The sequence below is a fragment of the Thioalkalivibrio sp. HK1 genome, assembly GCA_000583135.1.
GTDB lineage: Bacteria > Pseudomonadota > Gammaproteobacteria > HK1 > HK1 > HK1.
Window position 1 is genome coordinate 15276 of sequence record JFBG01000009.1, and the last position, 25928, is coordinate 41203.

Annotated in this window: 21 protein-coding genes; 10 read left to right on the forward strand and 11 right to left on the reverse strand. The window is 59.5% G+C overall.

The genetic code is table 11. The features are described 5' to 3' along the window. Positions 1-43 precede the first annotated feature (43 nt). Both BF99_RS0102960 and hisC read right to left on the reverse strand, forming a co-directional pair. Positions 44-1759, reverse strand: coding sequence for a thiamine pyrophosphate-binding protein (locus BF99_RS0102960; protein WP_025769695.1), 1716 nt, complete (start codon positions 1757-1759; stop codon positions 44-46). Continuing rightward, the gene (gene hisC / locus BF99_RS20075) at positions 1756-2961 is read right to left on the reverse strand and encodes a histidinol-phosphate transaminase (protein WP_081759085.1); all 1206 of its coding nucleotides are present in this window, start codon (positions 2959-2961) and stop codon (positions 1756-1758) included. Before hisC ends, BF99_RS0102960 begins: the two co-directional genes overlap by 4 nt. A gap of 453 nt (positions 2962-3414) precedes the next feature. Between hisC and BF99_RS0102975 the strand changes: the two genes are divergently transcribed. Together BF99_RS0102975 and BF99_RS0102980 are read left to right on the forward strand one after the other, a co-directional pair. Then, a complete protein-coding gene (locus BF99_RS0102975) occupies positions 3415-4821 on the forward strand; it encodes an aminotransferase (RefSeq protein WP_025769698.1) in 1407 nt (468 codons plus the stop codon). Then, positions 4818-5663 (forward strand): sulfurtransferase, encoded by an 846-nt coding sequence (locus BF99_RS0102980; protein ID WP_197019023.1) that lies wholly within the window; start codon positions 4818-4820, stop codon positions 5661-5663. The genes BF99_RS0102975 and BF99_RS0102980 overlap by 4 nt, the downstream gene beginning before the upstream one ends. 64 nt (positions 5664-5727) lie before the next feature. Here the strand turns inward: BF99_RS0102980 and BF99_RS0102985 are convergent, their stop codons facing one another. Further along, positions 5728-6681, reverse strand: a complete 954-nt coding sequence (locus BF99_RS0102985) for a VOC family protein (protein WP_025769700.1) — start codon at positions 6679-6681, stop codon at positions 5728-5730. 520 nt (positions 6682-7201) lie between these two features. Between BF99_RS0102985 and BF99_RS0103000 the strand changes: the two genes are divergently transcribed. The 8 genes from BF99_RS0103000 to thiC all read left to right on the forward strand — a co-directional run bounded on the left by BF99_RS0103000 (position 7202) and on the right by thiC (position 16311). Further along, positions 7202-7960, forward strand: coding sequence for a heme ABC transporter permease (locus BF99_RS0103000; protein ID WP_025769702.1), 759 nt, complete (start codon positions 7202-7204; stop codon positions 7958-7960). Positions 7961-7970: 10 nt separating this feature from the next. Continuing rightward, a complete protein-coding gene (ccmD, locus tag BF99_RS0103005) occupies positions 7971-8234 on the forward strand; it encodes a heme exporter protein CcmD (RefSeq protein WP_025769703.1) in 264 nt (87 codons plus the stop codon). Then, positions 8231-8755 carry a cytochrome c maturation protein CcmE gene (gene ccmE, locus BF99_RS20080; protein ID WP_025769704.1) on the forward strand — a complete coding sequence of 175 codons (525 nt, stop codon included), beginning with the start codon at positions 8231-8233 and terminating at the stop codon, positions 8753-8755. The genes ccmD and ccmE overlap by 4 nt, the downstream gene beginning before the upstream one ends. Next, positions 8752-10758, forward strand: coding sequence for a heme lyase CcmF/NrfE family subunit (locus tag BF99_RS0103015; RefSeq protein ID WP_025769705.1), 2007 nt, complete (start codon positions 8752-8754; stop codon positions 10756-10758). Before ccmE ends, BF99_RS0103015 begins: the two co-directional genes overlap by 4 nt. 31 nt (positions 10759-10789) lie before the next feature. Further along, the gene (locus BF99_RS0103020; protein ID WP_025769706.1) at positions 10790-11341 is read left to right on the forward strand and encodes a cytochrome c-type biogenesis protein; all 552 of its coding nucleotides are present in this window, start codon (positions 10790-10792) and stop codon (positions 11339-11341) included. A gap of 218 nt (positions 11342-11559) precedes the next feature. Beyond that, positions 11560-13227 carry a glutamate--cysteine ligase gene (gene gshA, locus BF99_RS0103030; protein WP_025769707.1) on the forward strand — a complete coding sequence of 556 codons (1668 nt, stop codon included), beginning with the start codon at positions 11560-11562 and terminating at the stop codon, positions 13225-13227. A gap of 92 nt (positions 13228-13319) precedes the next feature. Beyond that, complete coding sequence (locus tag BF99_RS0103035) at positions 13320-14309, forward strand: dihydrodipicolinate synthase family protein (RefSeq protein ID WP_025769708.1); 990 nt, start codon at positions 13320-13322, stop codon at positions 14307-14309. A gap of 121 nt (positions 14310-14430) precedes the next feature. Beyond that, positions 14431-16311, forward strand: coding sequence for a phosphomethylpyrimidine synthase ThiC (thiC, locus tag BF99_RS0103045; protein WP_025769709.1), 1881 nt, complete (start codon positions 14431-14433; stop codon positions 16309-16311). A gap of 363 nt (positions 16312-16674) precedes the next feature. On the opposite strand, the gene BF99_RS20090 is transcribed toward thiC, so the two are convergent. The 8 genes from BF99_RS20090 to BF99_RS0103090 all read right to left on the reverse strand — a co-directional run bounded on the left by BF99_RS20090 (position 16675) and on the right by BF99_RS0103090 (position 25745). Continuing rightward, on the reverse strand, positions 16675-17766 hold the full coding sequence (locus BF99_RS20090) for a pyridoxal phosphate-dependent aminotransferase (RefSeq protein ID WP_038097079.1): 1092 nt from the start codon (positions 17764-17766) through the stop codon (positions 16675-16677). Between the two features lie 161 nt (positions 17767-17927). Further along, complete coding sequence (locus BF99_RS0103055) at positions 17928-19277, reverse strand: NAD(P)/FAD-dependent oxidoreductase (RefSeq protein WP_051482751.1); 1350 nt, start codon at positions 19275-19277, stop codon at positions 17928-17930. Positions 19278-19396: 119 nt separating this feature from the next. Further along, positions 19397-20005, reverse strand: coding sequence for a glutathione S-transferase (locus tag BF99_RS0103060; RefSeq protein WP_025769711.1), 609 nt, complete (start codon positions 20003-20005; stop codon positions 19397-19399). 89 nt (positions 20006-20094) lie between these two features. After that, positions 20095-21753 carry a choline dehydrogenase gene (gene betA, locus BF99_RS0103065; RefSeq protein WP_025769712.1) on the reverse strand — a complete coding sequence of 553 codons (1659 nt, stop codon included), beginning with the start codon at positions 21751-21753 and terminating at the stop codon, positions 20095-20097. 18 nt (positions 21754-21771) lie between these two features. Then, complete coding sequence (locus BF99_RS0103070; protein ID WP_025769713.1) at positions 21772-22953, reverse strand: choline transporter; 1182 nt, start codon at positions 22951-22953, stop codon at positions 21772-21774. 102 nt (positions 22954-23055) lie between these two features. Beyond that, on the reverse strand, positions 23056-23874 hold the full coding sequence (locus BF99_RS0103075) for an HAD family hydrolase (protein WP_038097100.1): 819 nt from the start codon (positions 23872-23874) through the stop codon (positions 23056-23058). Positions 23875-24029: 155 nt separating this feature from the next. After that, positions 24030-24824 (reverse strand): ABC transporter substrate-binding protein, encoded by a 795-nt coding sequence (locus BF99_RS0103080; RefSeq protein ID WP_156013137.1) that lies wholly within the window; start codon positions 24822-24824, stop codon positions 24030-24032. A gap of 159 nt (positions 24825-24983) precedes the next feature. Beyond that, a complete protein-coding gene (locus BF99_RS0103090) occupies positions 24984-25745 on the reverse strand; it encodes an ABC transporter ATP-binding protein (RefSeq protein ID WP_025769716.1) in 762 nt (253 codons plus the stop codon). Positions 25746-25928: the final 183 nt, after the last annotated feature.

Here is a 25928-nt window from a genome sequence, read left to right on the forward strand (position 1 = left end):
TCGTCGACGCTCATCCATGACGCTTTCTTGTCAACGGCCCTCGTCAACGGCCCTCGTTTTCGAAGCCGTCATCGACCATCACCTCGATCAGGGTGGGAGCGGATCGTTCGAGGCCGGCCTTGATCGCCGGACCGATTTCATCGGCATCCTCGATGCGCCGAGCATCGACCCCCATCGATCGAGCCAAGGCCGTGAAATCGATGGCGGGGTTCTTGAATTCCATCCCGCCATAGTCCTCGATGCGATGAAAGGCCCGCAGCCGTTCCTTGATGATGCGATAACCTGCGTTATTGGCGATGATGTAGATGATCGGAAGGTTGGCGTTGGCGGCGGTCCATAGGGCTTGGATGCTGTACATCGCGCTGCCGTCTCCGATGATCGCGACTACCGGTCGATGCGTCAGGGCAAGTTTGATGCCCACCGCGCCCGCCATCGCAAAACCGATGCCGCCGCTGGCAAGACCGAAATAGCATTTCGGATCGCGAAAAGGGTAAAGCGCCGGGAGTGAATAGGTGCTGACGAGTCCCTCGTCGACGATCACCGTGTTTTCGGGGATGGCCTCGATCACCCGAAGGACCATCAGATCCGCAGGGATCGGCTTTCGCCGCCGATGACCTTGCGCCCGCTCGATAACGACGGGGCGCTTTGCGCTCCAGTTCGACGAGGCCAGTCCCTCGATTCGCAGGCGGGCATCTTCCTTGCGCGCGGTCCCGAGTCTTTTTTCCAAGCGGGGAGCCAAGGCCCGCAGGCTTTCCTTGACATCGCCCCGAAGGGCGATCTCCGCCGGATAGTTCTTTCCCATCTCCCAATCGCGCTGCCCCAGCTGGACGAGCGCCATATCATCGGGCATCGGATCCACCGCGCTGTGCACCGACATGCGCAGCACATCCGAGCCGATGCAGAACATCAGATCGTATTTGCCCAAGATATCGCGCACCGCGCGTTGATCGCGGCCCAAAGCGCCCATGAAGGCCGGGTGCGCCGAGGGAAAGTGCGCCCCGTGGACGACGGTTTGCTGGTAGACCGGAGCGCCGAGCAGTTCCACGATGGCCACGGTTTCGGCGAAGGCATCGCTAAGAGCGACCTCGTGTCCGGCGATCACCACCGGTCGTTCGGCCCGAAGCAGCCGCTTCGCCAGACGATCCAGCGCCTCGTCGGAGGGGCGGGCGACGGCATCCACCTTGGTCGGGCGACCGAGATCGATCGCCCCGGCTTCGTTGAGAATATCCCCGGGCAAGGAGATGAATACCGGCCCGGTCGGCGGGGTCAGGGCGATTTTGGCCGCCCGCCGCATGATTCGCGGCAGATCCTCGAAGCGAGTTACTTCCACCGCCCACTTGACCAAGGGGGTGGCGATCGGCACCAAGGGATCGTAAAGCATGGGCTCGGTCAAACCGTGCCCCTGCTCTTGCTGTCCGGCGCTGACGATGACCGGCGAGCCGATCCATTTCGCGTTGTAAAGCGAACCCATCGCATTGCCGAGCCCCGGAGCGACATGAACGTTGCACGCGCTCAACTCCCCCGAGGCCCGCGAATAGCCATCCGCCATCGCCACCACCAGCGATTCCTGCAAGGCGAGGATGTAACGGATCGAGGGGGTATCCGGCAAGGCGGCCATGATCGGCAGTTCGGTGGTGCCGGGATTGCCGAATAGATGGCGGATCCCCTCGCTTTCGAGCAAGCGAAGGAAGGCCTCGCGGCCGAAGAGGCGATTGCCGACGATACCCTCGGCACCGCCTTGCGGATCGTCGGCGTTCATCGTTCGCACCCCCCGTCGAGCATCGACAGGACTTCGATCAAGGCATCGTTATGCTCCGGTCGCCCGATCGAAATCCTGATGCAGTTGTCAAGTCCCGGGGAGTCGTAGTGGCGCACCAAGATCCCCCGCTCTTCCAATGCGCCCTTGAGAACTCGAGCGTCGCCCTTTCGCACCCGGCAGAGGATGAAATTCGCCTGCGAGCCGGAGACCACCTCCAAGGAGTCGATCCGGCACAGGCTTTCAAAGAGCCGCTCGCGCTCGGCCTTGATGCGTTCGACGACGGCTTCGATCTCGTCGATATGACGCAGGCTCGCAAGCCCCGCGGCATTCGCCGCCACGCTTACGTTATAGGGTTGTTTGAATTTCCACAGCTCCGGCATCAGCCAAGTCGGAAAAATGCCGTAGCCCAAGCGCAGCCCGGCGATCCCCGCGGCCTTGCTGAAGGTGCGCAGGACCACGAGGTTGTCGCGCATTTCGACCTCCTTGGCTCGACTCGATTGCTCGGCGAATTCCACATAAGCCTCATCGAGGACCACGATGATCGAAAGCGCCAGCAATCGTTCCAGGCTCTCGTCATCGAGCCAGTGCCCCGATGGGTTGTTGGGCGAGGCGAGAAAGACGATCTTGGCTCTCGGATCTTTTGCCGCTTGCACGATCCCCTCGATATCCAGCGAAAAATCCCTCGATCGAGGAATATCGATCACCTCCGCCCCGGCAAGACGGGCATCGAAACGATACATGCCGAAGGTCGGCGGGGCGTTGATCACCCGATCGCCTAAGGAGAGAAAAAGCCGGCATAGATAATCGATCAGTTCGTCCGCCCCTTGACCGGCGAGGATGTTCGAAGCGGGCACATCCAAGAACCTCGCCAATGCCGAGCGCAGATGCGACTGTTCGGGGTCGGGGTAGCGATGAAGATCGGAGCATCGGGCCAAGGCTTCGTGGACGCAGGGCAGCGGACCGTAGGGGTTCTCGTTCGCATCGAGCTTGATAAGGCGCTCGACGGGAATACCGAGCCGTTCGCTCAAAATGTCCGAGGGATGGATCGGGACATACGATTCGATCTGCGCCAGATGCGGATTGAGCAGTCGGCGCCATTCGAAGTCGGTGGAATTCCCGGTGGAATTCCCAGCTGAATTCCCGGCCGATTTCGAAGCGGAATTCGAAGTGGACGGGTCGGCGGAATCGGTGGCGGAAGGCATGGTTTTTATGCTAGGCAGGGGGGTATCCATCGAAATCGGCGGAAAGTCGGAGTCGGCGAAAATCCCTTCGAAGAGCGCATTATGCAAGGGGGATATCGAAAAACCGGTCCCTCGTTTTTTTCGATCCCGGCCAAGGGGTGAAGGATAAGCCCTCATCGCTCATCGATCGCCCTTCGCCGATCGACATCCCTCGCCGAGCGATCGATGATATCCGAAAGGCGAATGTCCTCGATTTTGACAGAAAAACGCGAAGATGAGCGATCGACGCCGGATCGAAAGGCGATGTCGACCGAATCTGCCGAGATCCCCCGCTCGACGCCGACGGGATTTGCCGAGATACCATCATCCTCTTTCGACGATCGCCCGAAGATGATTTCGATATCCGTATAATCATCGGCGCCCGTTGCCATCGTATCCTTCGAAGCCCCCCAACCCATCAAGGAGATCACGGATATGTCCGAAGTATCGACTCCTCCTCGCGCGGTCAACTCCCCCCACGCCCGCGATATCGCCTCGATCATGCACGGAATGACGAATCTCGTTCGGCATGAGCAGGAAGGGCCGTTGATCCTCGATGAAGGCCACGGGGTTTTCGTCAAGGATATCGAGGGCAACGAGTATATCGAGGGGATGGCCGGGCTTTGGTGCACCGCTTTGGGTTTCGACAACCGTCGGCTGATCGAGGCCGCGGTGAAGCAGATGCGCAAGCTACCCACCTACCACACGTTCTTTCACCGCTCGAATATGCCCGCCATCGATCTGGCCGAGAAACTGCTTTCGCTCTCGCCGGTGCCGATGGGGCGGGTATGGTTCGCCAACTCCGGCTCCGAGGCCAACGATCATGCGGTGAAGTTCGTTTGGTATTACAACAACGCCCGGGGGCGGCCGAACAAGAAAAAGATCATCGCCCGGGAGCATGGATATCACGGCATCGCGGTTTCCTCCGGCTCTTTGACCGGGTTGCCTGCGATGCATAAGGGTTTCGATCTGCCGATCCCCAATATCCTCCATACCGGAAGCCACCATCACTATCGTTTCGGTCGGCCGGATGAGAGCGAGGAGGAGTTTTCCGCCCGCCGGGCGCAAGAGCTCGAAGCGCTGATCCTCGCCGAGGGACCGGAGACGGTCGCCGCCTTCATCGCCGAGCCGGTCATGGGGGCGGGCGGGGCGATCATCCCTCCTCGCGGCTATTTTCAGCATATCCAAGCGGTATTGAAGAAATACGATGTATTGATGATCGCCGATGAGGTGATTACCGGATTCTTTCGCACGGGAAATCGTTTTGCCTGCGAGACGTACGGGATCGAGCCCGATATGTTGATCATGGCCAAGCAGCTCTCCTCCGCCTATTTGCCGATCTCGGCGGTGATGCTGAGCGAGGAGATGTACAAAGCGATCCGCGATCTATCCGGACAGAACGGGATATTGGGTACGGGTTTTACCTATTCCGGTCATCCGGTGCCCGCCGCCGTCGCCTTGGAAACGCTCAAGATCTACGACGAGATGGATATCGGCAGCCATGTGCGCAAGGTATCGCAAGTAGCCCAAGAACGCCTTCGCGCTTTGGGGGACCATCCGGTGGTCGGGGAGGCTTCCGGAGTCGGCTTGATCGGCTCGGTGGAACTCGTCAAGAACAAGGAGACCAAGGAGCCCTTTCCATCCACCTTCGCCCCTTGGATCAACGATGCCTGTATCCGCCAAGGACTGATCTTGCGCTCGTGTATCAGCGGAGGCTTGCGAGTGGCTTTTTGTCCCCCTTTGATCATCGGCGAAGACGAGATCGAGATGCTCTTCGATCGCTGGCAGCGAGCGCTGGACGATGCTTTGGATTACGCGCATAAAGAAGGATGGATGTCATGACCAATCTCCGATCGGCGGATTGCCTTCTCCTGACCCCCGATGAACTCGCCGCCCTTATCGATGGGGGCTCGAAGGATGTCGTGGTTTTGGATGTACGGCGGGGCGAGCATTACTCCAACGGCCATATCCCGGGGGCTCGCCATTTCAGCGTCTTCGGGATCAACACCTACGACAGCGATCCCGCCCCGGTGGCATCGTTCACCAAGATGTGGGCTTTCCAAGTGGCGCTCACCGGCATCCGGCGCGAACATACGGTGGTCGTTTGCGGCGCTCGCAGCGACGATACCGCCGCCCGCGCTTTTTGGTTCTTGGAGTACTTGGGCCATCCGCAGGTGGCCTTGCTCGACGGCGGCGTCAGGGCTTGGGAAAAATCGGGTCGGTCCCTGACCCGAGATGCCACCCCTCCCGCTCCCGTGTCCTACCCCTTGGAAGAGTCCGTCGCATCCGTGTGTGCAAGTTGGCGGGATGTCAAAGCGGCCATCGACGATCCGCAAACGGTGATCTTGGATACCCGAAGCGAAGAGGAGTGGTATGGCGAGGATACCCGCGGAACGAAGCGAGGGGGGGCGGTACCCGGTGCCTTGCATCGCGAGTGGTCGGAAAATCTGGACGATGACGGCTGTTTATTGAGCGCAGCGGAGATTCGTTCCGAGTACACCGCCTTGGGCATCACCGACGACACTCAGGTGATCGCCTATTGCAATACGGGTTATCGCTCCGCCCATACCTACCTCGCACTGCGCCTCATCGGTCATCGCAAGGTACGCAACTACATCTCCTCGTGGCAGGAATGGGGCAATCGCATCGATGATTGTCCGGTGATGGTGCCCGAGCGAGAGTGAACGCTCGCTCCTCGATAGCGATCGATATCCGCTCGCCAACCGGGGCGATGAATCGCTGCGGATTTCAAAGCCCCGATCGATATGACCCTCGATGCAAGACGATCGCCCCGCCCAAGACCGAAGGAAGGATGATCGTCGCCAGTCCATCGGAGGCGGTGTGCAGGCGCAACCCGGATTGCAAGGCGTATTTTGCGATCTGACTCGGATCATCGAAAGCCAGGGCGTATCCGGCCATCCAAGGCAGGCAAGGGGGTTCCAGCCCGATCCGATCGAGGGTGCCGGCTTCGTCGAGGATCCATAGGAAGCCTCGGTCAAGCGCAAAACGAGCGCCTCCTTCGATGCGCAAGAAAGGCCGGTTCAGATAAAGGCGATAGCGCTCGATCGCCTCCTCGATATCGGCGACGCAAAAGAAAAGATCGGTCAGCCCGTTGGCCCCGTTCGGATGCGCAAGGCGTCCGCCCTCCCAAGCGATGGACGCGGTGTGATGGGTCAGGAACTGGACTCGACCCTCGGGCAGGCTCCCCCGCTCGGGGCGAGCCACGGTAAAGCGCAAAATCCGCTCATCCCCCGAAAGGAGCCTCGCCTTGCGGGTCAAGGAGACGACCGGTCGCTGGGGGAAGCCCGCATCGACCAGTCGCCGGTGGTGCGCCTTGGCATCGGCGACACCGAAGGCCGCCAGATGCACCCCGATGTGACGTGCGATCCCGGCGCGAATTTCCAGACCGATCGGGGTGTCGGCGGTCGGCCAGAGCACCTCGATATATCCCTTGCGCAGCATCACGCAGCGATTGGACGCTCCGGCCGAAATGCCTGCCGAGGCACCATCGTCTTCGCTTGCTTGCGACCTGCGCTCCGGAGCCTGCGTTTGCGCCGATTCGCAAGTTGCCAGGAATCCGAGCCGCAAAAGAGCCTCCCTCGCCCCTTCCGGATCGGATACCCAATGGGCGATATGATCGAGAAAGATCGCATCGTTTTGAACCGGAACCTGCTTGGCCCCGATATCGTCGTCGTTTTCCATATCGATCGTTGTCCGTATCCGTCACCTCACCCTTTCGCTCCGGCAGATCATCGGCCCACGCGTTCAAGCATCCCCGGGTGCAAGAAGGGAGCGAAGAAAAGCCCGAAGAAGCGGCATCCGATTTTCGAGCGTATCGATGACGGGGCTTCGTGAAGATCGTTTTCGAAGCCGAAGATCTCGTTTCGACAAAATGGCGTTATCGATGCGCCGCTCGTTTTTCCGAGCCTTGAAATTCCATCGACACGACCCCAAGCATGGAATAAGGAAAAACCCGAAGAGGGGATTGGGAAATTCGGCCCGCCGAGGTCGCCGACGCAAGTCCAAGGTCGATCCTTTTTCCATGACCGTTTCGAAAAAAACCGGCATCGGATACTCTAAAATACGAGCCTTTGAAAGAGATCGATAGCCTCGAAGAATCAATCGTCGTTTTCAAGGGCGGGCATTCGATTCCTCGGCGAATGAATTTTCGATTCGGTGGATTCGGTATGAATGCAAGCGAAGGGTGAATCAAAAGACGACGATGTGGAATTTCCTGCACCGCTTCGCATCCCCTCCCTATTTCTATCGCCTATCTGCGGATATTGCCCGATGGACGGGTTGGATCTGCCTCGGATTGTTGGGGGCCGGGCTTTACGGCGGTTTGATCGCGGCCCCGCCCGATTATCAGCAAGGGGATAGCTATCGGATCATTTTCGTGCACGTACCGAGTGCTTGGATGTCGCTGTTCATCTATACCGCGATGGCCGTTGCCGGGGGCATCGCCTTGATCTGGCGGATCAAGATGGCCGAAATCGTCACCGTGGCCAGCGCCCCGATCGGGGCTTCCTTCACCTTTCTCGCCTTGGTCACCGGCTCGCTATGGGGCAAACCGATGTGGGGAACGTGGTGGGTGTGGGATGCGCGCTTGACCTCGGAGTTGATCCTGCTCTTTCTCTATTTCGGGGTGATCGCTCTTTCCTTGGCGATCGAGGATCGTCGCACCGCAAGTCGGGCGGCGGCTATCCTTTGTGTCGTCGGGGTGGTCAATATCCCGATCGTTCACTACTCCGTGGAATGGTGGAGCACCTTGCATCAAGGGCCGACCATCACCAAGTTTTCCGCACCGTCGATCCACCTGTCGATGCTGATTCCCCTGTTGTCGATGGCGGTGGCCTTCATGCTTTTCTACCTCACGGTCTTGTTGTTTCGGATGCGCTGCGAGCTATTGGAGCGGGAGCGCCATTCGCGTTGGGTGCGCGAGCTCGCGCTCGAACCCGAGGCGGCGGTGCGACGGGTATAGCGAGAGAGCCATGACCGAGATCCTCGCCGAATACTTCCGCATGGGTGGCTATGCCTTCTATGTATGGACCTCCTACGCCATCACCTTTGCGGTGCTGGGGCTCAACTGGTGGCTACCGCAGCGGCGGCGGCGAGCGATCCGACGGACCTTGGCCCACCAAGCCCGCCTTTCCCGCTCGGACGCAGGCTCCGATGATGCGCCCGAAGGATCGGATTCCGAGCCCGCCGATGGATCTCGCAAATCCCTTTCGACCCCGGGAGGATCTTCGTCATGAACCGGCGGCGACAACGGATGTTATTCGTCGGGCTGATCCTGGGCGGGGTGGCGGTGGCGACCGGATTGGTCATCGCCGCCATGGGGGAAAATATCCTTTATTTTTACAGTCCGAGCCAAGTGCAGGCGGGCGAGGCTCCGCAAGGGGCGAAGATCCGGGTGGGCGGCTTGGTGGTCGATGGCAGTGTACGGCGGGGAGAGGGGCTCAAGATCGATTTTTCACTGAGCGACGGCGCGCAGGAGGTCGAGGTCGAATATACCGGCATCCTCCCCGACCTTTTCCGCGAAGGCCAAGGGGTGGTGGCCTACGGGATACTCGATGGAAGACGCTTGGCCGCCGAGGAAGTCCTTGCCAAGCATGACGAGAATTACATGCCACCGGAGGTTGCCGAAGCGATGGAGTTGGCGAAAAGCGGGGGCAAGATGCCGATGCCGGATGCCGACGCCGAGGGCGGATATCCAAGCGAATATCCCCTTCAACGCGGGATCGTCGAAAAGGGTGCGCAAGGAGAGGGGGGATGATCGGGGAGATCGGTCATCTGGCGATGATCCTCGCCTTCGCCGTTTGCATCGTTCAGGCAACGGTGCCCTTGGTCGGCGCATGGCGAGGGAATCGTTCGTGGATGGCGCTTGCGATCCCCGCCGCCGGAGCGCAATTCGCATTGCTCGCCATTGCTTGGCTATGCCTCGAAATCGCCTTCGTGGCCAACGATTTCAGCCTCGCCTATGTCGCGACGAATTCCAGCCAAGACCTGCCCCTTGTCTATCGCATATCGGCGGCGTGGGGAGCCCATGAGGGTTCGATGTTGCTGTGGATGCTGATTTTGGCGGGATGGGGATTTGCGGTGGCCCATCTAAGCGGCGCATTGCCCGCGACCTTCCGCGCCCGCGTGCTCGCGGTGATCGCCTTGGCCGGGACCGGTTTCCTGCTCTTCATGCTCGCCACTTCCAATCCCTTCGAGCGCATCCTCCCCGCACCCTTGCAAGGACGCGATCTCAATCCGCTGCTGCAAGATCCGGGCATGGCGGCGCATCCCCCCTTGCTTTATATGGGTTATGTCGGGCTCGTGGTGCCTTTCGCTTTCGCCGTCGCCGCGCTGCTCGAAGGTCGCCTCGATCTGGCGTGGATGCGCTGGACGCGGCCATGGACGACTGTCGCATGGGCCTTTCTCACCGCCGGGATCATGCTCGGCAGTTGGTGGGCCTACAGCGAATTGGGCTGGGGAGGATGGTGGTTTTGGGATCCGGTCGAGAATGCCTCGTTCATGCCGTGGTTGGTGGCAACGGCGCTGATCCATTCTCTGGCGGTCAGCGAGCAGCGAGGCGCATTTCGTTCGTGGACCTTGTTGCTGGCGATCTTCGGTTTTTCGCTCAGCCTGCTCGGTACTTTTCTGGTGCGATCCGGGGTGCTGGTCTCGGTGCATGCCTTTGCCACCGATCCGGCGCGAGGGGTATTCATCCTGATCTTCCTGGCGGTGGTGATCGGTAGCGCCTTGATGCTCTATGCCCTTCGCGCGGCGCATTTCACGAGCGTGGGTCGCTTCGATCTCTTTTCGCGCGAGACCTTCTTGTTGGTGAACAACGTGCTCTTGGTCGCGGCCTCGGCCACGATTCTTTTGGGCACCCTCTACCCGCTTTTCCTCGATGCGCTGGATGCAGGCAAGATCTCGGTCGGCCCGCCCTATTTCAATGCGGTTTTCATTCCGCTGACGCTACCGCTGGCGTTGCTCTTGGGTTTCGCCCCTTTGGTGCGCTGGAAGGGTGATGGCGCGAAGCGGGTATTCGAGGCCCTTCGTTGGCCCCTCGTGCTGATCATCTTGGTAGGTATCGGCATTTTTCTTGCAAGCCCCGCCTCGTGGGCCATGGCGGCGAGCAGCGCCTGCGCCCTTTGGATCGTCGCCGGGGTCGCAGGGGGCTTGCGCGATCGGCTTCGTCATCGCCGCGAAGGCGGTTTTTTCCGACGATTTCAGCGCACGATCGCCGAGCGCGGCTTCATCGGGATGAGCCTTGCGCATCTCGGGGTCGCATTTTTCATCGCCGGAGTCACTTGGACCAGCGGTGCCGGGGTCGAGCGCGATGTTCGCTTATTACCGGGCGAGAGCGTCGATATGGTCGGTCATACCTTCCGTTTCGAGGGCGTTGGCCCGCTGGCCGGGCCGAACTATCGCTCGCAACAGGGGATCGTGCAGGTCTTTCGCGGTGATGAGCCCATCACCACCCTCTTCCCGGAAAAGCGTACCTATTTCAGTCAGTTGCAGCCGATGACGGAAGCGGGGATCGAGGCCGGATTTTGGCGAGATCTCCATGTCGCCTTGGGCGAGGAACACGCAGATGGCGCATGGACCATGCGCCTTCAGTACAAGCCCTTGGTACGCTGGATATGGCTCGGTCCCTTGCTGATGGCGATAGGGGGCCTGCTGGCGGCCGGCGATCGACGCTATCGTCTGTCTCTTCGTCGACAGCCCTCCCCGGTACTCGCCGAGGGAGGGTCTTCGGTATCGAGTCGATCGCTGCAAACGCACTAGCGATCGACCGGGTCTTTGGGATATTCAGGTCTTGAGCGCATCGAATGCACATCCCTTCGGCCTGAAAGGGCCTCGAGCCTTCGGGGCGGGATCGATCCTTTTCGAGATCGTCGCCATCCTCGCTTTCGCTCTATTCGGTGCCGGTCCGGTTATCGCCACCCAAGGCGATCTCTTCGAGCCGCGGGATTTCTCCTTTCCTGCGCACGAGGAACGCTATTTGCGCATGATCAACTCGCTGCGCTGTCTGGTTTGCCAGAACCAGACCATCGCCGAGTCCGATGCGGATCTGGCGACCGACCTAAGGCGCGAAGTCCATCGCATGATCGAGCAAGGACGCAGCGACGAGGAGATCGCCGATTTCATGACCGCCCGCTTCGGGGAATTCGTCCTTTATCGCCCGCGACTTCGAAGCGATACGATCCTCTTGTGGTTCGGGCCCTTCCTCTTCGTGGGCGCCGGGCTGGTATTGCTGGTCTTGAGGCTGCGAAAAAGAAAGGACGCTCTTCGCTGGTCGACCTCGGGATCGGTCCGCAAGCGGGCTCGACGACTCTTGGAAGAGGGAGGGGTTCGCAAAAAAACCTGACACTCATGCACCGCCTTTCCTCGATCCCCTCCCTTTTCGAGGCGGAGTCGATCGAAGAAAGAGCGCTCGGGTGGAATGCCGCGCCTTCGATCGTCTCATCGAAGAAGATCCGAGCCTCGATGCCTCCATCCCTTGCGGTGTGCAATCCGGCCGAGGATCGCGCAAAATCCGCATGAAGATTTTTTCGAGATCTTTTCCATCCCCGGAGGGCTTGGCCTTTGTCCCGCCTCGTGAAACAGCGATTGCACGCGCTTGTCGATGCCTTGGGCCTTGATCCTTTTCGCGGCCGACGTTTGGGTATCGAAAAAGAGAGCCTGCGCGTGGATCGTGCGGGCTATATCTCGCAGCGGCCGCATCCGCGGGCTCTGGGTTCGGCCCTGACCCATCCGGAGATCACTACCGATTTTTCCGATGCGTTGATCGAATTCATCACCCCTCCCGGTCGCAGCGTATCCGAGGTCGCGCGTCATCTGCGCCATTTACATCAATTCACCTATCCATTGATCGGGGATGAATTGCTGTGGGCGACCAGCATGCCCTGCATGGTCATCGACGACGACTCCATCCCCATCGCCCGTTATGGGGATTCGAATATCGGCACCATGAAGCAGGTCTATCGACGAGGCTTGGGTCATCGCTACGGCCGAGTGATGCAGATCATCTCCGGGGTGCATTTCAATTTCTCGTTATCGCGGCCCTTCTTCACCGCCTATCGGGGGATCGAGTCCGGGAATGACGAGTCGTTGCGGGATTTCATCTCCCGCGCCTATTTCGCGCTGGTGCGGAATTTCCATCGTCATGGATGGATATTGTTGCTGCTGTTCGGGGCCTCCCCGGCGATCTGTCGATCCTTCATGGGCGATCGGATCGATGGTCTTTCATCCTTTTCGCGCATGGGCCGAGGAACGCTTTTCAAACCCTTTGCAACCTCTCTTCGCATGAGCGATGTGGGCTATCGGAACGATTCCCAAAAGCGACTCGGGATTTCCTGCGACAGCCTCGATCGCTATGTCGATACCCTGCACGGCGCCACTCGCACCTCATGGCCCGCATGGGAAGCGCTCGGCCTGCTCGACGAGGAGGGAGGGCACCGCCAGCTCAATACCAACCTTTTGCAGATAGAGAATGAGTATTACAGCCTCGTGCGCCCGAAGCAGATCGCTCGCACCGGCGAAATGCCGACCGTCGCCTTGCAAAAAAGAGGGGTACGCTATGTCGAGATCCGGGCGCTCGATGTCGATCCCTTCTCCCCGGTCGGCATCGACGAGGATGTGATGCGCTTCATGGAGGCGTTCTTGGTTCACTGCATGCTGGATAAAAGCCCGGTGATATCTGCAAACGAGCAAGAGGAGATCGACGAGAATCAACGCCAAGTGGCGGTGCGCGGCCGCGACCCCAAGCTCGATATTCAGGTCGATGGAAAAGGGGTGCCGGTTTTCGATCGAGCGCGAACGATCCTCGAATCGGTGCGAGCGATCGCCGATATTTTGGATCAGGCCAACGAAAAGCGGCATTATGCGAGGGCGGTCGATACCTGTCTTTCCCACTTGGATGATCCGCAACTGCTGCCGGCGGCGCGTATCCTCGAGACCTTGCAAGATAGCGGCGAGGATTTCTTCGTCTTCGCCATGCGCTTGTCCGAAACCCATCGGGATGCGCTGATCGCCGAGCCCTTCCCCGCCCGCTCTCGGGCGCGCTTGCAAGAGCGGGCGGCGCGGTCATTGAAAGCGCAGGCCGAGATCGAGGATTCGGATCGCTTCGGTTTTGCAAAATACCTCGAGCGCTATTTCGCCCAGGCGCCGCAGCGACCGGTTCGCGCTTTTCCCGGCCCGGCTCGCACGGCACCGGCCCCGGAGCCGGCATCGGAGAAAGAGTGCATCGTCTGAAACGAGTGCGCAATCACCGGATCTTCACCAGCGACCATCGCCTGAGGATCCCGTCAATCCTTACCCATCATTCGAAGGATTCGAATTCCGACATGAACGCCGAAAACGGACTTCCCTTGGGCGCATCGGACCTCGCTTCGAGGCTTCGCCCTCTCGATTCCCTACCCGCGCATGGCGTGTGGTCCCCGGTTCTGGTCCCGCTTCGCCCGGATCTCGATATCGACGCCCCGCGCTTCATCGCTCATGCGAAGTGGCTGCTGGCGCAAGGCTGCCATGGGCTCGCCATTTTCGGCACCACCGGAGAGGCGAATTCCTTTACGGTGGCCGAGCGCATGGCCCTGCTCGAATCGGCGGTCAAAGACGGAATCCCCGCAGTTTCGTTCATGGTCGGGAGCGGATGTTGCGCCCTTGGGGATACCGTGGCATTGACGCGCCATGCGCTCGATCTCGGCTGCCGCCGGGTATTGATGCTGCCCCCCTTCTACTACAAGAATATGAGCGACGAGGGTCTTTATCGAAGCTATGCGCAGGCGATCGAGCGAATCGGAAGCGACGATCTCAGGATCTTTCTCTACCACTTTCCGAAGATTTCGCAGATTCCCTTGACCGAAGGATTGATCCGGCGATTGGTCGAGGGATTCCCCCGTATCATCGCCGGGGTCAAGGACAGCTCTTCGGATTGGGCCAATACGAAGATGCTGATCGAGGCTTTTCCCGGGCTCGCCATCTTTCCCGGCTCCGAGATTTTTCTGCTCGACGGGTTGCGAGCGGGCGGTGCCGGATGCATCACCGCCACATCCAATATCAATGCCGCCGGTGCAAGGGCGATCTTCGACGCTCATCGAGCGATGCGAGAAGACGAGGCCGATGAACGCCAAGCCCAGGCGACGGCCATCCGCCGGGCCATCGATCGTTTTCCCGGCATCCCGGCGCAAAAATGGCTGATCGCCCGTTTTCGCAAGGATCCGGTATGGCGAAGTCCTCGCCCGCCTCTGCTCGCTCTCGACGATGACGAGGGCAAGGCATTGCTCGAAGCGCTCTCGGCGACCGATTTCGACGGCTCCCGACTCGCCCTGACCTGATACTTCGATCGACCTTGCGATTCGCGCAAGGCTCGATCTTTCGGCGCGAATCCCCCTCATTCCACGGGCTTGTCATCAAGGCCGATACCGATCACCCGAAGCCTTCGAAGAGGATCTCCCCATGAGTGCCATCCCCAAGGAATTTCTCGGCGATCACGCCGCCGTCGACCCCGAATCGGTGCAACCCTTTCCGAAATCGGAGAAGGTTTACCAAAGCGGCAGCCGATCCGATATCCAAGTGCCTTTTCGCCGGATAACCCTTGCCGGAACGCATTCTTTGCAAGGCTCCGATCCCAATCCCCCGCTCCATGTCTACGATACCTCCGGCCCCTATACCGACCCGCAGGCGCGGATCGATATTCGAGCGGGATTGCCGGCCCTTCGCGCGGGGTGGATCGAGGAGCGCGACGATAGCGAGGAGTTGAGCGGCGCCAGCTCCGAATACGGTCGCATGCGTCACGGAGATCCCGCTCTTGCGGCGCTGCGTTTCGGACATCGGCGCGAGCCCAGACGGGCCAAGGCCGGGGCCAATGTCAGCCAGATGCACTATGCCCGCAAGGGCATCATCACCCCCGAGATGGAATTCATCGCCATTCGAGAGAATTGCATGCGCCAGGCTTGCAGCGAGGATCTCAAACGCCATCGTCATCCCGGCATGGGTTTCGGGGCGACATTGCCCGAGGAGATCACCCCCGAGTTCGTGCGCCGGGAGGTTGCGCAAGGAAGGGCGATCATCCCCTCGAATATCAACCACCCGGAAAGCGAGCCGATGGTGATCGGGCGCAATTTCCTGGTCAAGGTCAATGCGAATATCGGGAACTCCGCGGTCACCTCGAGCATCGGCGAGGAAGTGGAGAAGATGACATGGGCGACGCGCTGGGGCGCAGATACGGTCATGGATCTATCGACCGGCAAGCATATCCACGAGACTCGCGAGTGGATCATCCGCAACAGCCCGGTGCCGATCGGCACGGTACCGATTTACCAAGCATTGGAGAAGACCGGTGGGGTGGCCGAGGATCTGACTTGGGATATCTATCGCGATACGCTGATCGAGCAGGCCGAGCAGGGCGTCGATTACTTCACCATCCATGCCGGAGTGCGCCTTGCCTACGTGCCTTTGAGCGCACGAAGGGTTACCGGGATCGTCTCCCGCGGGGGTTCGATCATGGCCAAATGGTGTCTTACCCACCATCGGGAGAGCTTTCTTTACGAGCATTTCGAGGAAATCTGCGAGATCATGAAGGCCTACGATGTTTCCTTCTCCCTCGGGGATGGCCTGCGCCCGGGCTCGATCGCCGATGCCAACGACGAAGCCCAATTCGCCGAACTCGAAACCCTGGGGGAACTGACGAAGATCGCTTGGAAGCACGATGTTCAGGTGATGATCGAGGGGCCGGGGCATGTACCGATGCAAAGGATCCGGGAGAATATGGATAAAGAGCTCGATCACTGCTCCGAGGCCCCTTTTTATACCTTGGGTCCGTTGGTCACCGATATCGCCCCGGGCTACGATCACATCACTTCCGCGATCGGGGCGGCGATGATCGGTTGGTACGGCACCGCGATGCTTTGCTATGTCACCCCGAAGGAGCATTTGGGCCTGCCCAACAAGGACGACGTAAAAACCGGGATCATCACCTATAAAATCGCGGCCCACGCCGCCGATCTCGCCAAGGGACACCCTTCCGCTCAGATACGCGATAACGCCCTATCCAAGGCGCGCTTCGAATTTCGCTGGGAGGATCAGTTCAACCTCTCCCTCGATCCGGATACCGCGCGCCATTTCCACGACGAGACCCTCCCCAAGGAGGGGCATAAAGTGGCTCATTTCTGCTCGATGTGCGGGCCGAAATTCTGCTCGATGAAGATCACCCAGGACGTTCGCGATTACGCCCGCAAACACGGCATCGCCCAAGACGACGAAGCCATCGCTCGCGGCATGGAAGAAAAGGCCCAGGAATTCAGAGAAAGCGGCGGAAAAATCTATCGAGATGCCTAAGCCCTCGACGATATCGACAACCCTGTCGAACCCCGGCCCTCGACGATCGACGAAGCTCGATCGATCGAGGGTCGATGAAAAGCAAGGATATTTCGATGGAAAATATCAGGTGGACGGTGAAACTCGAATATCGCAGACACACGTTGTCTTGATAAATAACAGGCCCGCCCCATCCGCCGATTTCCGATCGACCATCGAAGGGATAGGCATAAGGGCAGGCTGATAATTTGTACCGTTTGGATCGCCGAAAGCGGAATCCCGCTTCCGGGATGCTTCGATCATCGATGACCTGACAGCCGACGCCCAAGAGCGCTTCGAGTGTCGGCGACTTATCGAAGCTATCTTATTGAATAGCCATTCGAGTCATAAAACCTCTTCGAGGATTTCGGCGAAGAGCGCTCGCATCGGGGCGGTTCCCACCGTTATCCGAATGCAGCGATCGAGGGGGGCAACGCCCGGCATTCGTACGAAGACTCCGTGCTTTGCAAGTCGGGCGAGCAAGGCGCGGGCGCGGTCTCCGTCGCCGACGTCGATGGCCACGAAATTCGCAGCCGAGGGGAGCGAATCCAGTGAGAGTCGATGGGCCAAGGCATGATATTCGTCTCGTCCCAAGCCGACTTCCCGGACGACATCGGCGACGAATTCCTCGTCCATCAAGGAGGCGAGCGCCCCGACTTGGGCGATGCGGTTGATCCCGAAATGATTGCGGATTTTGCCGATGGCGGCGATCGTTTCCGCATCGGCGATGGCATAGCCGATGCGCGCTCCGGCCATCCCGTGGGCCTTGGAAAAGGTGCGCATCCGAATCACCCTCGGATCGCCGACGTCGATGGGAAGAAAGGCGGTGGCGGGAGCGAATTCGATATAGGCCTCGTCCAATACCAAGAGGGTGCCATCGGGGAGGTCGGCGATGAAATTGTGCAGATCGTCGGCCCTATGCCAAGTCCCCATCGGATTGTCGGGGTTGGCGAGATAGACCAAAGGGGCTTGTCGTTTGCGCACCCTATCGAGGAGAGCTTCGAGATCGATGCGGTCGTTGCGATAGGGCACGGCTTCGAGCGCCCCGCCGAAGCCCGCCACATGGTAGTTGAAGGTGGGATAGGCGCCCAAGGAACTGACCACCGGCGTTCCCGGCTCGACGAGCATCCGCACCACATTGCCGAGCATTTCGTCGATACCGGCACCGATCAGTACCTCTTCGAGCCGCACCCCGTGGCGTTTCGCCAGCGCTCGGCGCAGATCGTAGCCTTCCGGATCGCCGTACCAAGCGATGTGCTCGACGCTCGCCCGCATCGCTTGCGCCGCTTTCGGGGAGATGCCGAAGGCGCTCTCGTTGGCCCCCAAGCGCAGTCGGAAGGCATCGCCTCGTTCTCGCTCCAATGCTTCGGGACCGACGAAGGGGGTGGTGGCGGGCAGGCTCGAGACCAAGGATGTATAGCGAAGACCGAGATTCATTGATTATCCGTCAGCGGTTCGGCGTTCGGTAGTGGATCTTCTAGATCGTGAACGAATCGGCTCGAGGATACGAAAGACGCTCTTCGGGCATCGAGAATCTTTTGAGCCGCCTTTTCGCAAAGCGAGCCTTTTCAACGATCCGACGAATCGGGTCGGTAGGATCAATAAGGACCGGGAGACACCCGAGAGCCGTCGCTGAATCGTTCGAAACGAAAGCGACTCAGATCATGCCCGACGGGACGATTTTGCACCAGATCCGCAAGGATCCTCCCCGCCGCCGGACCGATTCCGAAGCCGTGCCCGCTCATGCCGGTTCCGATCACGAGCCCCGCGGGCGAGGGGGCATGGCAAAGATAGGGAACGGCATCGGGGGAGACATCGATGACCCCGGCCCAGAAGTCTGCGATCCCCGCTCGAAGCAGCCAAGGTGCGCAGCGGCGCAGGCTTTTCAACAGCCGCTTTTTGACCATCGCCGAGGGCGCCGGGTTCAGGATTCGCATCCTCTCGAAAGGGGTGATCTCGTCGGCGCTCCAACGGGTCTTCGCCCCCCATGCCCCGGGCCAATCGGCGGGCGATTTGAGGCGCAACCTGATATCCCGATTCGCCTTGCGTACCAGCGGCAGGTATTTGATCGCGTATTTGAGCGAATTCCTTCCCAGAAAATGTTCCGCGATATCGCCGGTGGTCACGGTATAGCCGCCATCCTCGCGGCGGCGCAGCGCAAGCCCCGGTGCGAAAAGATTGGGAAGGCCCGCATCCGGTGCGGGCCCGGTGCGGCCGACGGATGAGCGGACTCCCAGCTGAGGGAGATCGAGTCCGAGATTGCCCGCGAAGATGCTTGTCCACACCCCGGCGCTAAGCACCGCGCTCTCGCAGCGGATACGGCCGCGTTCGGTATGAACGGCGCAGACCTCGCCGTTTTCGCTCTCGATGGTGCGCGCAGCGCAGCCCTCGGTGATGAGAGCCCCGACCCTTTGCGCGGCCCGCGCCAGCGCCGGAACGGCAACGAAGGGTTCGGCTCGTCCGTCGCTCTTGGTGAGCAAGCCTCCGACCCAATGGCCCTCGATGCCGGGAGCTGCCCCCCGGGCTTGGTCGGCCGAGAGCATTTCGGTATCGAGCTGATATTCCTTGGCCCGCTCCCTCCATGCTTCGTGTCCTTCGAGGCTGTCCTTGTCCTTCGAAAGATAAAGGCAGCCGGAGACCGTGAAGGTCAGATCGCGCTCGCCGGTTTCTCGTGCCAGCCCCTCCCAGATCCTTCTCGATTCCATCGCGATCGGGATCTCCGCCGGGTCTCGTCCTTGCTGGCGGATCCAACCCCAGTTGCGGCTTGATTGCTCGGCGGCGATCCGACCTTTATCGATCAGCGCGACCCGAACGCCTCGTCGGGCCAAGAACCACGCGGTGGAGACGCCGACGATCCCGCCCCCGATGACCACGACATCGACCGCTTCGGGCAGGGGATCGTCGAAGCGAATCGAGGAGAGGTTCGGGATCGAGGGCATGGTGGACATGGTCGAGATGGTCGTTATGCGAGGAGCGGTGTAGGCAAGGGCGGGAGCGGGTGAACGATGCTCGCTTTTTCCTTATTCCCCCCTTGGCACCCCCCTCCCCCGATCCAAGAAAAGCCTTCTTATTCGGGAGCCGTCTCCTGCATCGAGGGGCGCCCGGCGAATTCCTCGTACCAGTGCGCAAGATTGGGGCGCAAGTCGCGCCAGTTTTCATCGGCATAGCGAAAATCGAGATAGCCGCATGCCGCCGCCAGGGTGATCGATCCGATATCCGGATTTCGATTCGGCCTTTCCTGCGCGGATTCGATTCGATCCAGCGCTCGTCGGATTTTTCCGAGTTGAGCCTCCACCCAGTCGTTCCAGCGAAGATCGCTCGGGCGCAAGAAGGTCTCGTAGCGGGTGATGACCGCGGCATCCAAAATGCCGTCCGCCAAAGACTGCATCGTCAGCGCTTGCCAGCGACTTGCACCCGAGGCCGGGAAGAAGGGCGCTTGGTCGTGCATGGAGTCGATATATTCGCAAATCACGCGGGAGTCGAAGAGGCTCTCGCCCTCGTCGGTGATAAGACAAGGGATTTTTCCCAAGGGATTGGCCGCATTCAGATCCATCGCCACAGCGGTGGGCGAAGGAGCCGTCGAAACGAGCTCGATTCGATCGAGGAGTGCGGCTTCATGGGCAAGGATGCGCACTTTGCGCGCATAAGGCGATGAGGGCGAGTAAAAAAGTCGCATCAGAGATCTCCCGATGATGAAAAAGCGCTGACGAAAAAGGGATGAGGGCCTGTTGCCGACGATCGAGCGGATCGAGGGGATTTACGCTCCTAGCGTTGACAATCGCGCCAGTTCGGATGGATCCAAGGGGGATCTGCGATCTTGGGGAGGGGATCCTTGCCAAGAATGTGATCCGAGGCTTTTTCTCCCACCATGATCGCCGGGCCGTTGAGATTGCCGTTGGTGATGCGAGGAAAAATGCCGGTATCGACGATGCGCAGCCTCGATATCCCGATGACCTTGCATTCGGGATCGACGACCGCCATCGGATCGTCCGCATACCCCATCCGACAGGTCCCGCAGGGATGATAGGCGCTCTCGGCATGATTGCGAACGAATTCATCGATATCCGCATCGGACTGTGCCGATATCCCGGGCTGGATCTCGCGATCGATCAAGTCCTCGAAAGCCTTTTGCGCGAAGACCTCCCGCGTCAGGCGGATGCAGTTGCGAAAATCCTTGAAATCGTTTTCGTGCGACAGATAGTTGAATTCGATGATCGGATCTTGCGCCGGATCCGCACCTCGAAGTCGCACCCGCCCCCGGGAGAGGCTTCGCATCGGCCCCACATGGGCTTGGAAGCCATGTCCTCGGGCGGCGGATCGGCCGTCGTAGCGCACCGCAAGGGGCAGGAAGTGAAACTGTATATCCGGATATTCGATGCCCGCAGCGGAGCGGATGAACCCTCCGCTTTCGAATTGATTCGAGGCCCCGGGGCCGGAGGCATTCGCCAGCCACTGCAAGCCGACCTTCATCTTCCCCAAGGGATTCCAGTATCGATGGAGGGAGACCGGTTTTTTTGCGGCGTATTGGATATAGACCTCAAGGTGATCTTGCAGATTTTGCCCCACACCTGGGCGATCGGCGACCACATCGATGCCGTGAGAGCGCAGATGATCCGCCGGCCCCACCCCCGAGAGCATCAGGAGCTTGGGGGAGTTGATCGAGGAGGCGGCGAGGATGACCTCCCGGTCGGCGAAGAGGGTTCGGCTGCTTTTCCCTTGGCGTAGCCGCACGCCGCGGGCGCAGCCTTTTTCGATGATGATTTGTTGTGCAAGCCCGCGGACGATGCGGCAGCGACCGCTTTCGAGTGCCGGATAGAGGTAGGCATTCGCGGCCGACCATCGCTTCCCTCGATAGATGGTTCGATCCATCGGTCCGAAGCCTTCCTGTCGATGACCGTTATAGTCGCCGGTATATCGATAGCCCGCTTGGATTCCGGCCTCGACGAAGGCCAGGGTCAAGGGATTGCGGCGTTCTCCGCGCGTGACATGCAAAGGACCATCCGTCCCCCGCCACACCGGATCTCCGCCATGCCCACCGCTTTCCCATGCCTCTTGGCGTTTGAAATAGGGTAGGACATCGGCGAAGGACCAGCCGCGGGCTCCCATCTCCTCCCAAGTATCGAAATCCTTGGCGTGTCCGCGCACATAGACCATGCCGTTGATGGAAGACGAGCCCCCGATCACCTTGCCTCTGGGGCAGGCAAGGCGCCGATCCTTCAATCCGGGTTCGGGTTCGGTGCGATACCCCCAATCGTAGATCGGCATGTTCATCGGGTAGCTCAGCGCTCCCGGCATTCGGATCAGGGGGCTTTTATCCGAGCCCCCGTACTCGATGACGATGACCGAATGCCCCGCTTGGGCAAGGCGGAAGGCGACCGTGCAACCGGCGCTCCCCGCCCCGACGACGATGTAATCGGCTTGCATGTGCGTATCTCGCCCAAGTCAAAGGCTTTGGCCCTCGGGCATCGTGCGAATGCCCATCACCTCCTTTCGATGCCTCGATACGATAAGGCTAAGGCAAAAGACATAGAGGGCGATGACCACCGTTCCGATCCACTCGATCTGCAGCCACTGGCTTTCGAAAAGCAAAGTCAGGATCGACAGCAAGATCACGTTCAATGCCAGATAACGCCCTTTGCCCAGCTTTTCGGTGGTCATCCCGAGGTTGTCGGTATAAAGGCGGATCAGGCTGTCGAAGGAGTTGACCACGAAGATCACCCCGACCACGACCATGGCCCAGTTCATCAGTCCCGTGGTGGAGATCCCTGCGGTGTAGTAGTGATAGAGAACACCGAACCACAACGCCAGCGGGATCGAGGGGATCACCAGCAAGGCGGCAAGAAACTGCCATGTCTTGAGGCCGCCGACGAAACGGGAGGTGAATTGGCCGATCATGATCGACCATGCAAACCACCAAAAGAGAAAGAATTGATGATAGTCGGACATCGGTAGAACGAAGCGATGCAAATTTCGGAAATAGCCTTGCAGATTCGCCACCGAGTTGCCGAAATCCCCGAGCCCCATACCGGCCATCGTCCACGCCAAGATGATCAACCCGAAGAAGAGCACCGTGGAGGCGACCGAGAGTCTTTTGACGAATTTGATATCGGTGGAGGAGTAGGCGGCGGCGAGGATCACCAAAAAGGTCAGGGCATAGAAAGCGGGAACCACCGTTTCGCCGTCGCCGATCCCCGGGATGTAATAGGGAAGATAGATGAGAAAGAGCGATCCGGTAAAGGCGCAAGTGGCGATGATGACGATATTGTTGACGATCTTGACCCAAGGGATTTCGAAGAACTTCACCCGAGGTTCGATCACGCAGAAATAAAATCCGGTCAGGAAATAAAAGGCCCATATCAAGAATCCCCAATAGCCGAATTCGATGGCCAAGGGATTGGTGAAGGCATAAGCGGGGGTGGTGTCGATATCGGCGTAGAGGGGGAAATCGAAGGCCAGCGGAAACATGATCAAGCCGACATCCAAGCCGGAGGTGAACAAGATGGCGCAAAATACGAGAAGAGGAACGGGATCTTTGCCGACGAGCTCCATATTCCACCATTTGATGGCGGTAAAGATCACCAGAACGAAGGCCAGCAAGACACCGAAAGAGATCACAAAGTACATAATTTCTCTCCTCGAAGTGGTAACAAGTCAAGAGATCGAAGGTTCGATGCGGCCGAAATCGCCGCTCGGATCGTCGCCTTTCGATGCCCTTGCCGTTTCTTCCTATCCCCTCGCCCCTATCCTTTCGACGATGCGCCCGATCGACTTGAAGAGGATACCATCGGGTTTGAAGTGATCCTTCAAGCTGATCCCATCGACGCGTTTGTCGGCGACGAGGCGCTCGATGGTCTTTTTGGACTTGTCATCGTCGGCGCCCAATACCGCAAAGGCGTGCCCTTTATTGGCCTTGACGAGGGAAAAGCAGGGGATATCGGTGAAGCCGTCGCCGATGAAGATCATGTTCTCGAAAGGAATCGGGCGTTTTTCGGGCGGCATATATCGATTGGGCTCGTCTTCGTCGCCCTCGTCGAGCGCTCCCTTGTTGATGCGAAATAGATATTGCGTTTTGGTCGTGTAGTTGACGACCTTGGCGGGCCACTGAGCGCCGTCTTCGTCATAGTGAAAGCGCGATCCGAAAACGCGGGCGATCCTGCCCTCGCCCACGATCGGATTGGCCTCCACGATCTCGGCAAGGCCCGAGGTCACGACATAGTGCTCGACACTCGCCCGGGCATCCTTGCAAAGCCCGTTGATCCGCTCGAACCACGAATCATCGCCCTCCAAGCCCGCCCGCAACTCCAAGCCCCGACCGACTTCTTGCATGGACTCCAAGGTCAATGGCTTGTTTTTCGATTTCGCCTGCCGCAGCAGCAAAAACATATAGCTGCAGATTTTATCCATCCCATGCCGGTGGGCATAATCACTGCAACCCTCCCAAAAGGTCTTGGGATCCAATCCTAAGCCCTCGACGATCGAATCGCTCATGATCCCGTCGATCAGAGTTCCGTCGAAGTCGTAGACCATCGCCAATTTGGCAGGCATGCTTTTTTTCGCTCGGGGTTTGTAAAGCGAAGAAGATTTCGAATCCTTCGTTTCCATCGATCATCGACAACCGGCGGGCGTTCGCCAAGGCCCGCTATCTTGCAAGCCTTCGGCGAACGCCCGATGTCGTCTTCGATAACGCTCTTAGGGATCGATCAATCCCCGTAGACATTGAAGTCGAAGTATCGATCCTGGATGGATTGATAGGTGCCGTCGGCGCGGATGGCCTTGATCGCCTCGTTGAATTTCATCACCAAGTCGGCATCCTGCTTGCGGATGGCAATCCCCGCTCCTTCACCGAAATACTTCACTTCGGTGAAATCGGGGCCGACGAATTCCCAATCCTTGCCGTTTTCGGTGGCGAGGAATCCATCGGCCATGGCGATGGAGTCCGCGAGCAGCAGATCCACCCTTCCGGCCAGCGCATCGAGATAGGCCTCCTCTTGGGTGGCGTAGCGCTTGATTTCGGTGCCGTCGCCGAATTCGGCTTCCAAGAAGGTATCGTGGATGGTCCCGCGCTGCACCCCGACGCTCTTGCCCATCAGCCCCGCTTTCGAAATCTCGATCCCGCTGCCTTTCATGCGGGCGAACTTCGCCGGAGTCTGGTAGTACTTATCGGAGAAGGCGACCTTCTTTTTACGCTCCTCGGTGATCGACATCGAGGCGATGATCGCATCGTATTTCCGGGCGATCAGGGCGGGGATGATGCCGTCCCAATCCTGCTGCACGAGCTCGCACTCGGCCTCCATCTGCTTGCAAAGGGCGCGGGCGATATCGATATCGAAGCCTTTGAGCTCCCCGTCCTGATCCACGATCGAGAAGGGAGGGTAGGCCCCTTCGACGCCGATGCGTATCTTCGACCAATCCTTGGCGCCGGCGAGGGCGGACCATGCGACCATGGCGGTGGTGATCGCGATCAGGATCGTCTTTTTCACGGTGGTACCTATCATTATCCGGGTTCCTTTGAGTGGGATTGATGAGTGGGATTGACATTGAAAACGAAAATGATCGAATGCAGATTCCCGGCCATCGATCAATGACTGCGAGAGGGATCGAAAAGTCAAGGCTCGACTCCGTCTCGATCGATCTTCGTCCCGGAAATCCGAGATTCATTGTGCCAAGAAACGCTTGAATCTCTCCGATTTCGGATGGTCGAAGACCTCATCGGGCGGGCCGCTTTCCTCGATCTTCCCGGCATCGAGGAAGATGACCTTGTTGGAAACATTCCGCGCGAAATCCATCTCATGGGTGACGACCAGCATCGTGCGACCCTCTTCGGCCAGATCCCGCATCGTTTTCAGCACCCCGCCGACCAATTCGGGATCCAAAGCGGAAGTCGGCTCGTCAAAGAGCATGACTTGAGGTTCCATCGCCAAGGCGCGAGCGATGGCCACCCGCTGTTGTTGGCCACCGGAAAGATGCGCGGGCCAAGCATCTCGACGATCCCCCATGCCGACTCGTTCGAGCACCGCCTCGGCGCGTTCGACGGCCTCGGCCTTGGGAACCTTGAGAACCCGTATCGGGGCCTCGATGACATTTTGCAACACGGTCATGTGCGACCATAGGTTGAACTGCTGGAAAACCATCGAAAGGCGGGATCGGATCCGCTCCACTTGACGCAGATCCTCGGCGACTCGCTCTCGGCCGCGCATTCGCATCCGGATCAGCTCCCCTCGAATGTAGACATCCCCGGCATCCGGCGTATCCAAGAGGTTGATGCAGCGAAGCATCGTGCTTTTCCCCGATCCGCTGCTACCCAAAATGGAGATCACATCGTGTTCGTAGGCGGCGAACGATACCCCATCAAGCACCTTGACCCCCCCGAAGCGCTTGCAAAGGCCCTCGATTCGCAAAACCTGCGTTTCGTTCATCGAGATGCCCTATCGAGGAGATCGTCTTTATTTTCGAGATCGCCTTCGAAGATCGGTTGGGCGATCGCCGGATTCGCGGAAAATCGTATACGAGCCCATTATGTTCGATCCCGCAAGAAGGATAGTATAAATCTCGCCCGCCCGATTTTCGAAAAACGCTCGATGGAGATGTATCTTGGGTCA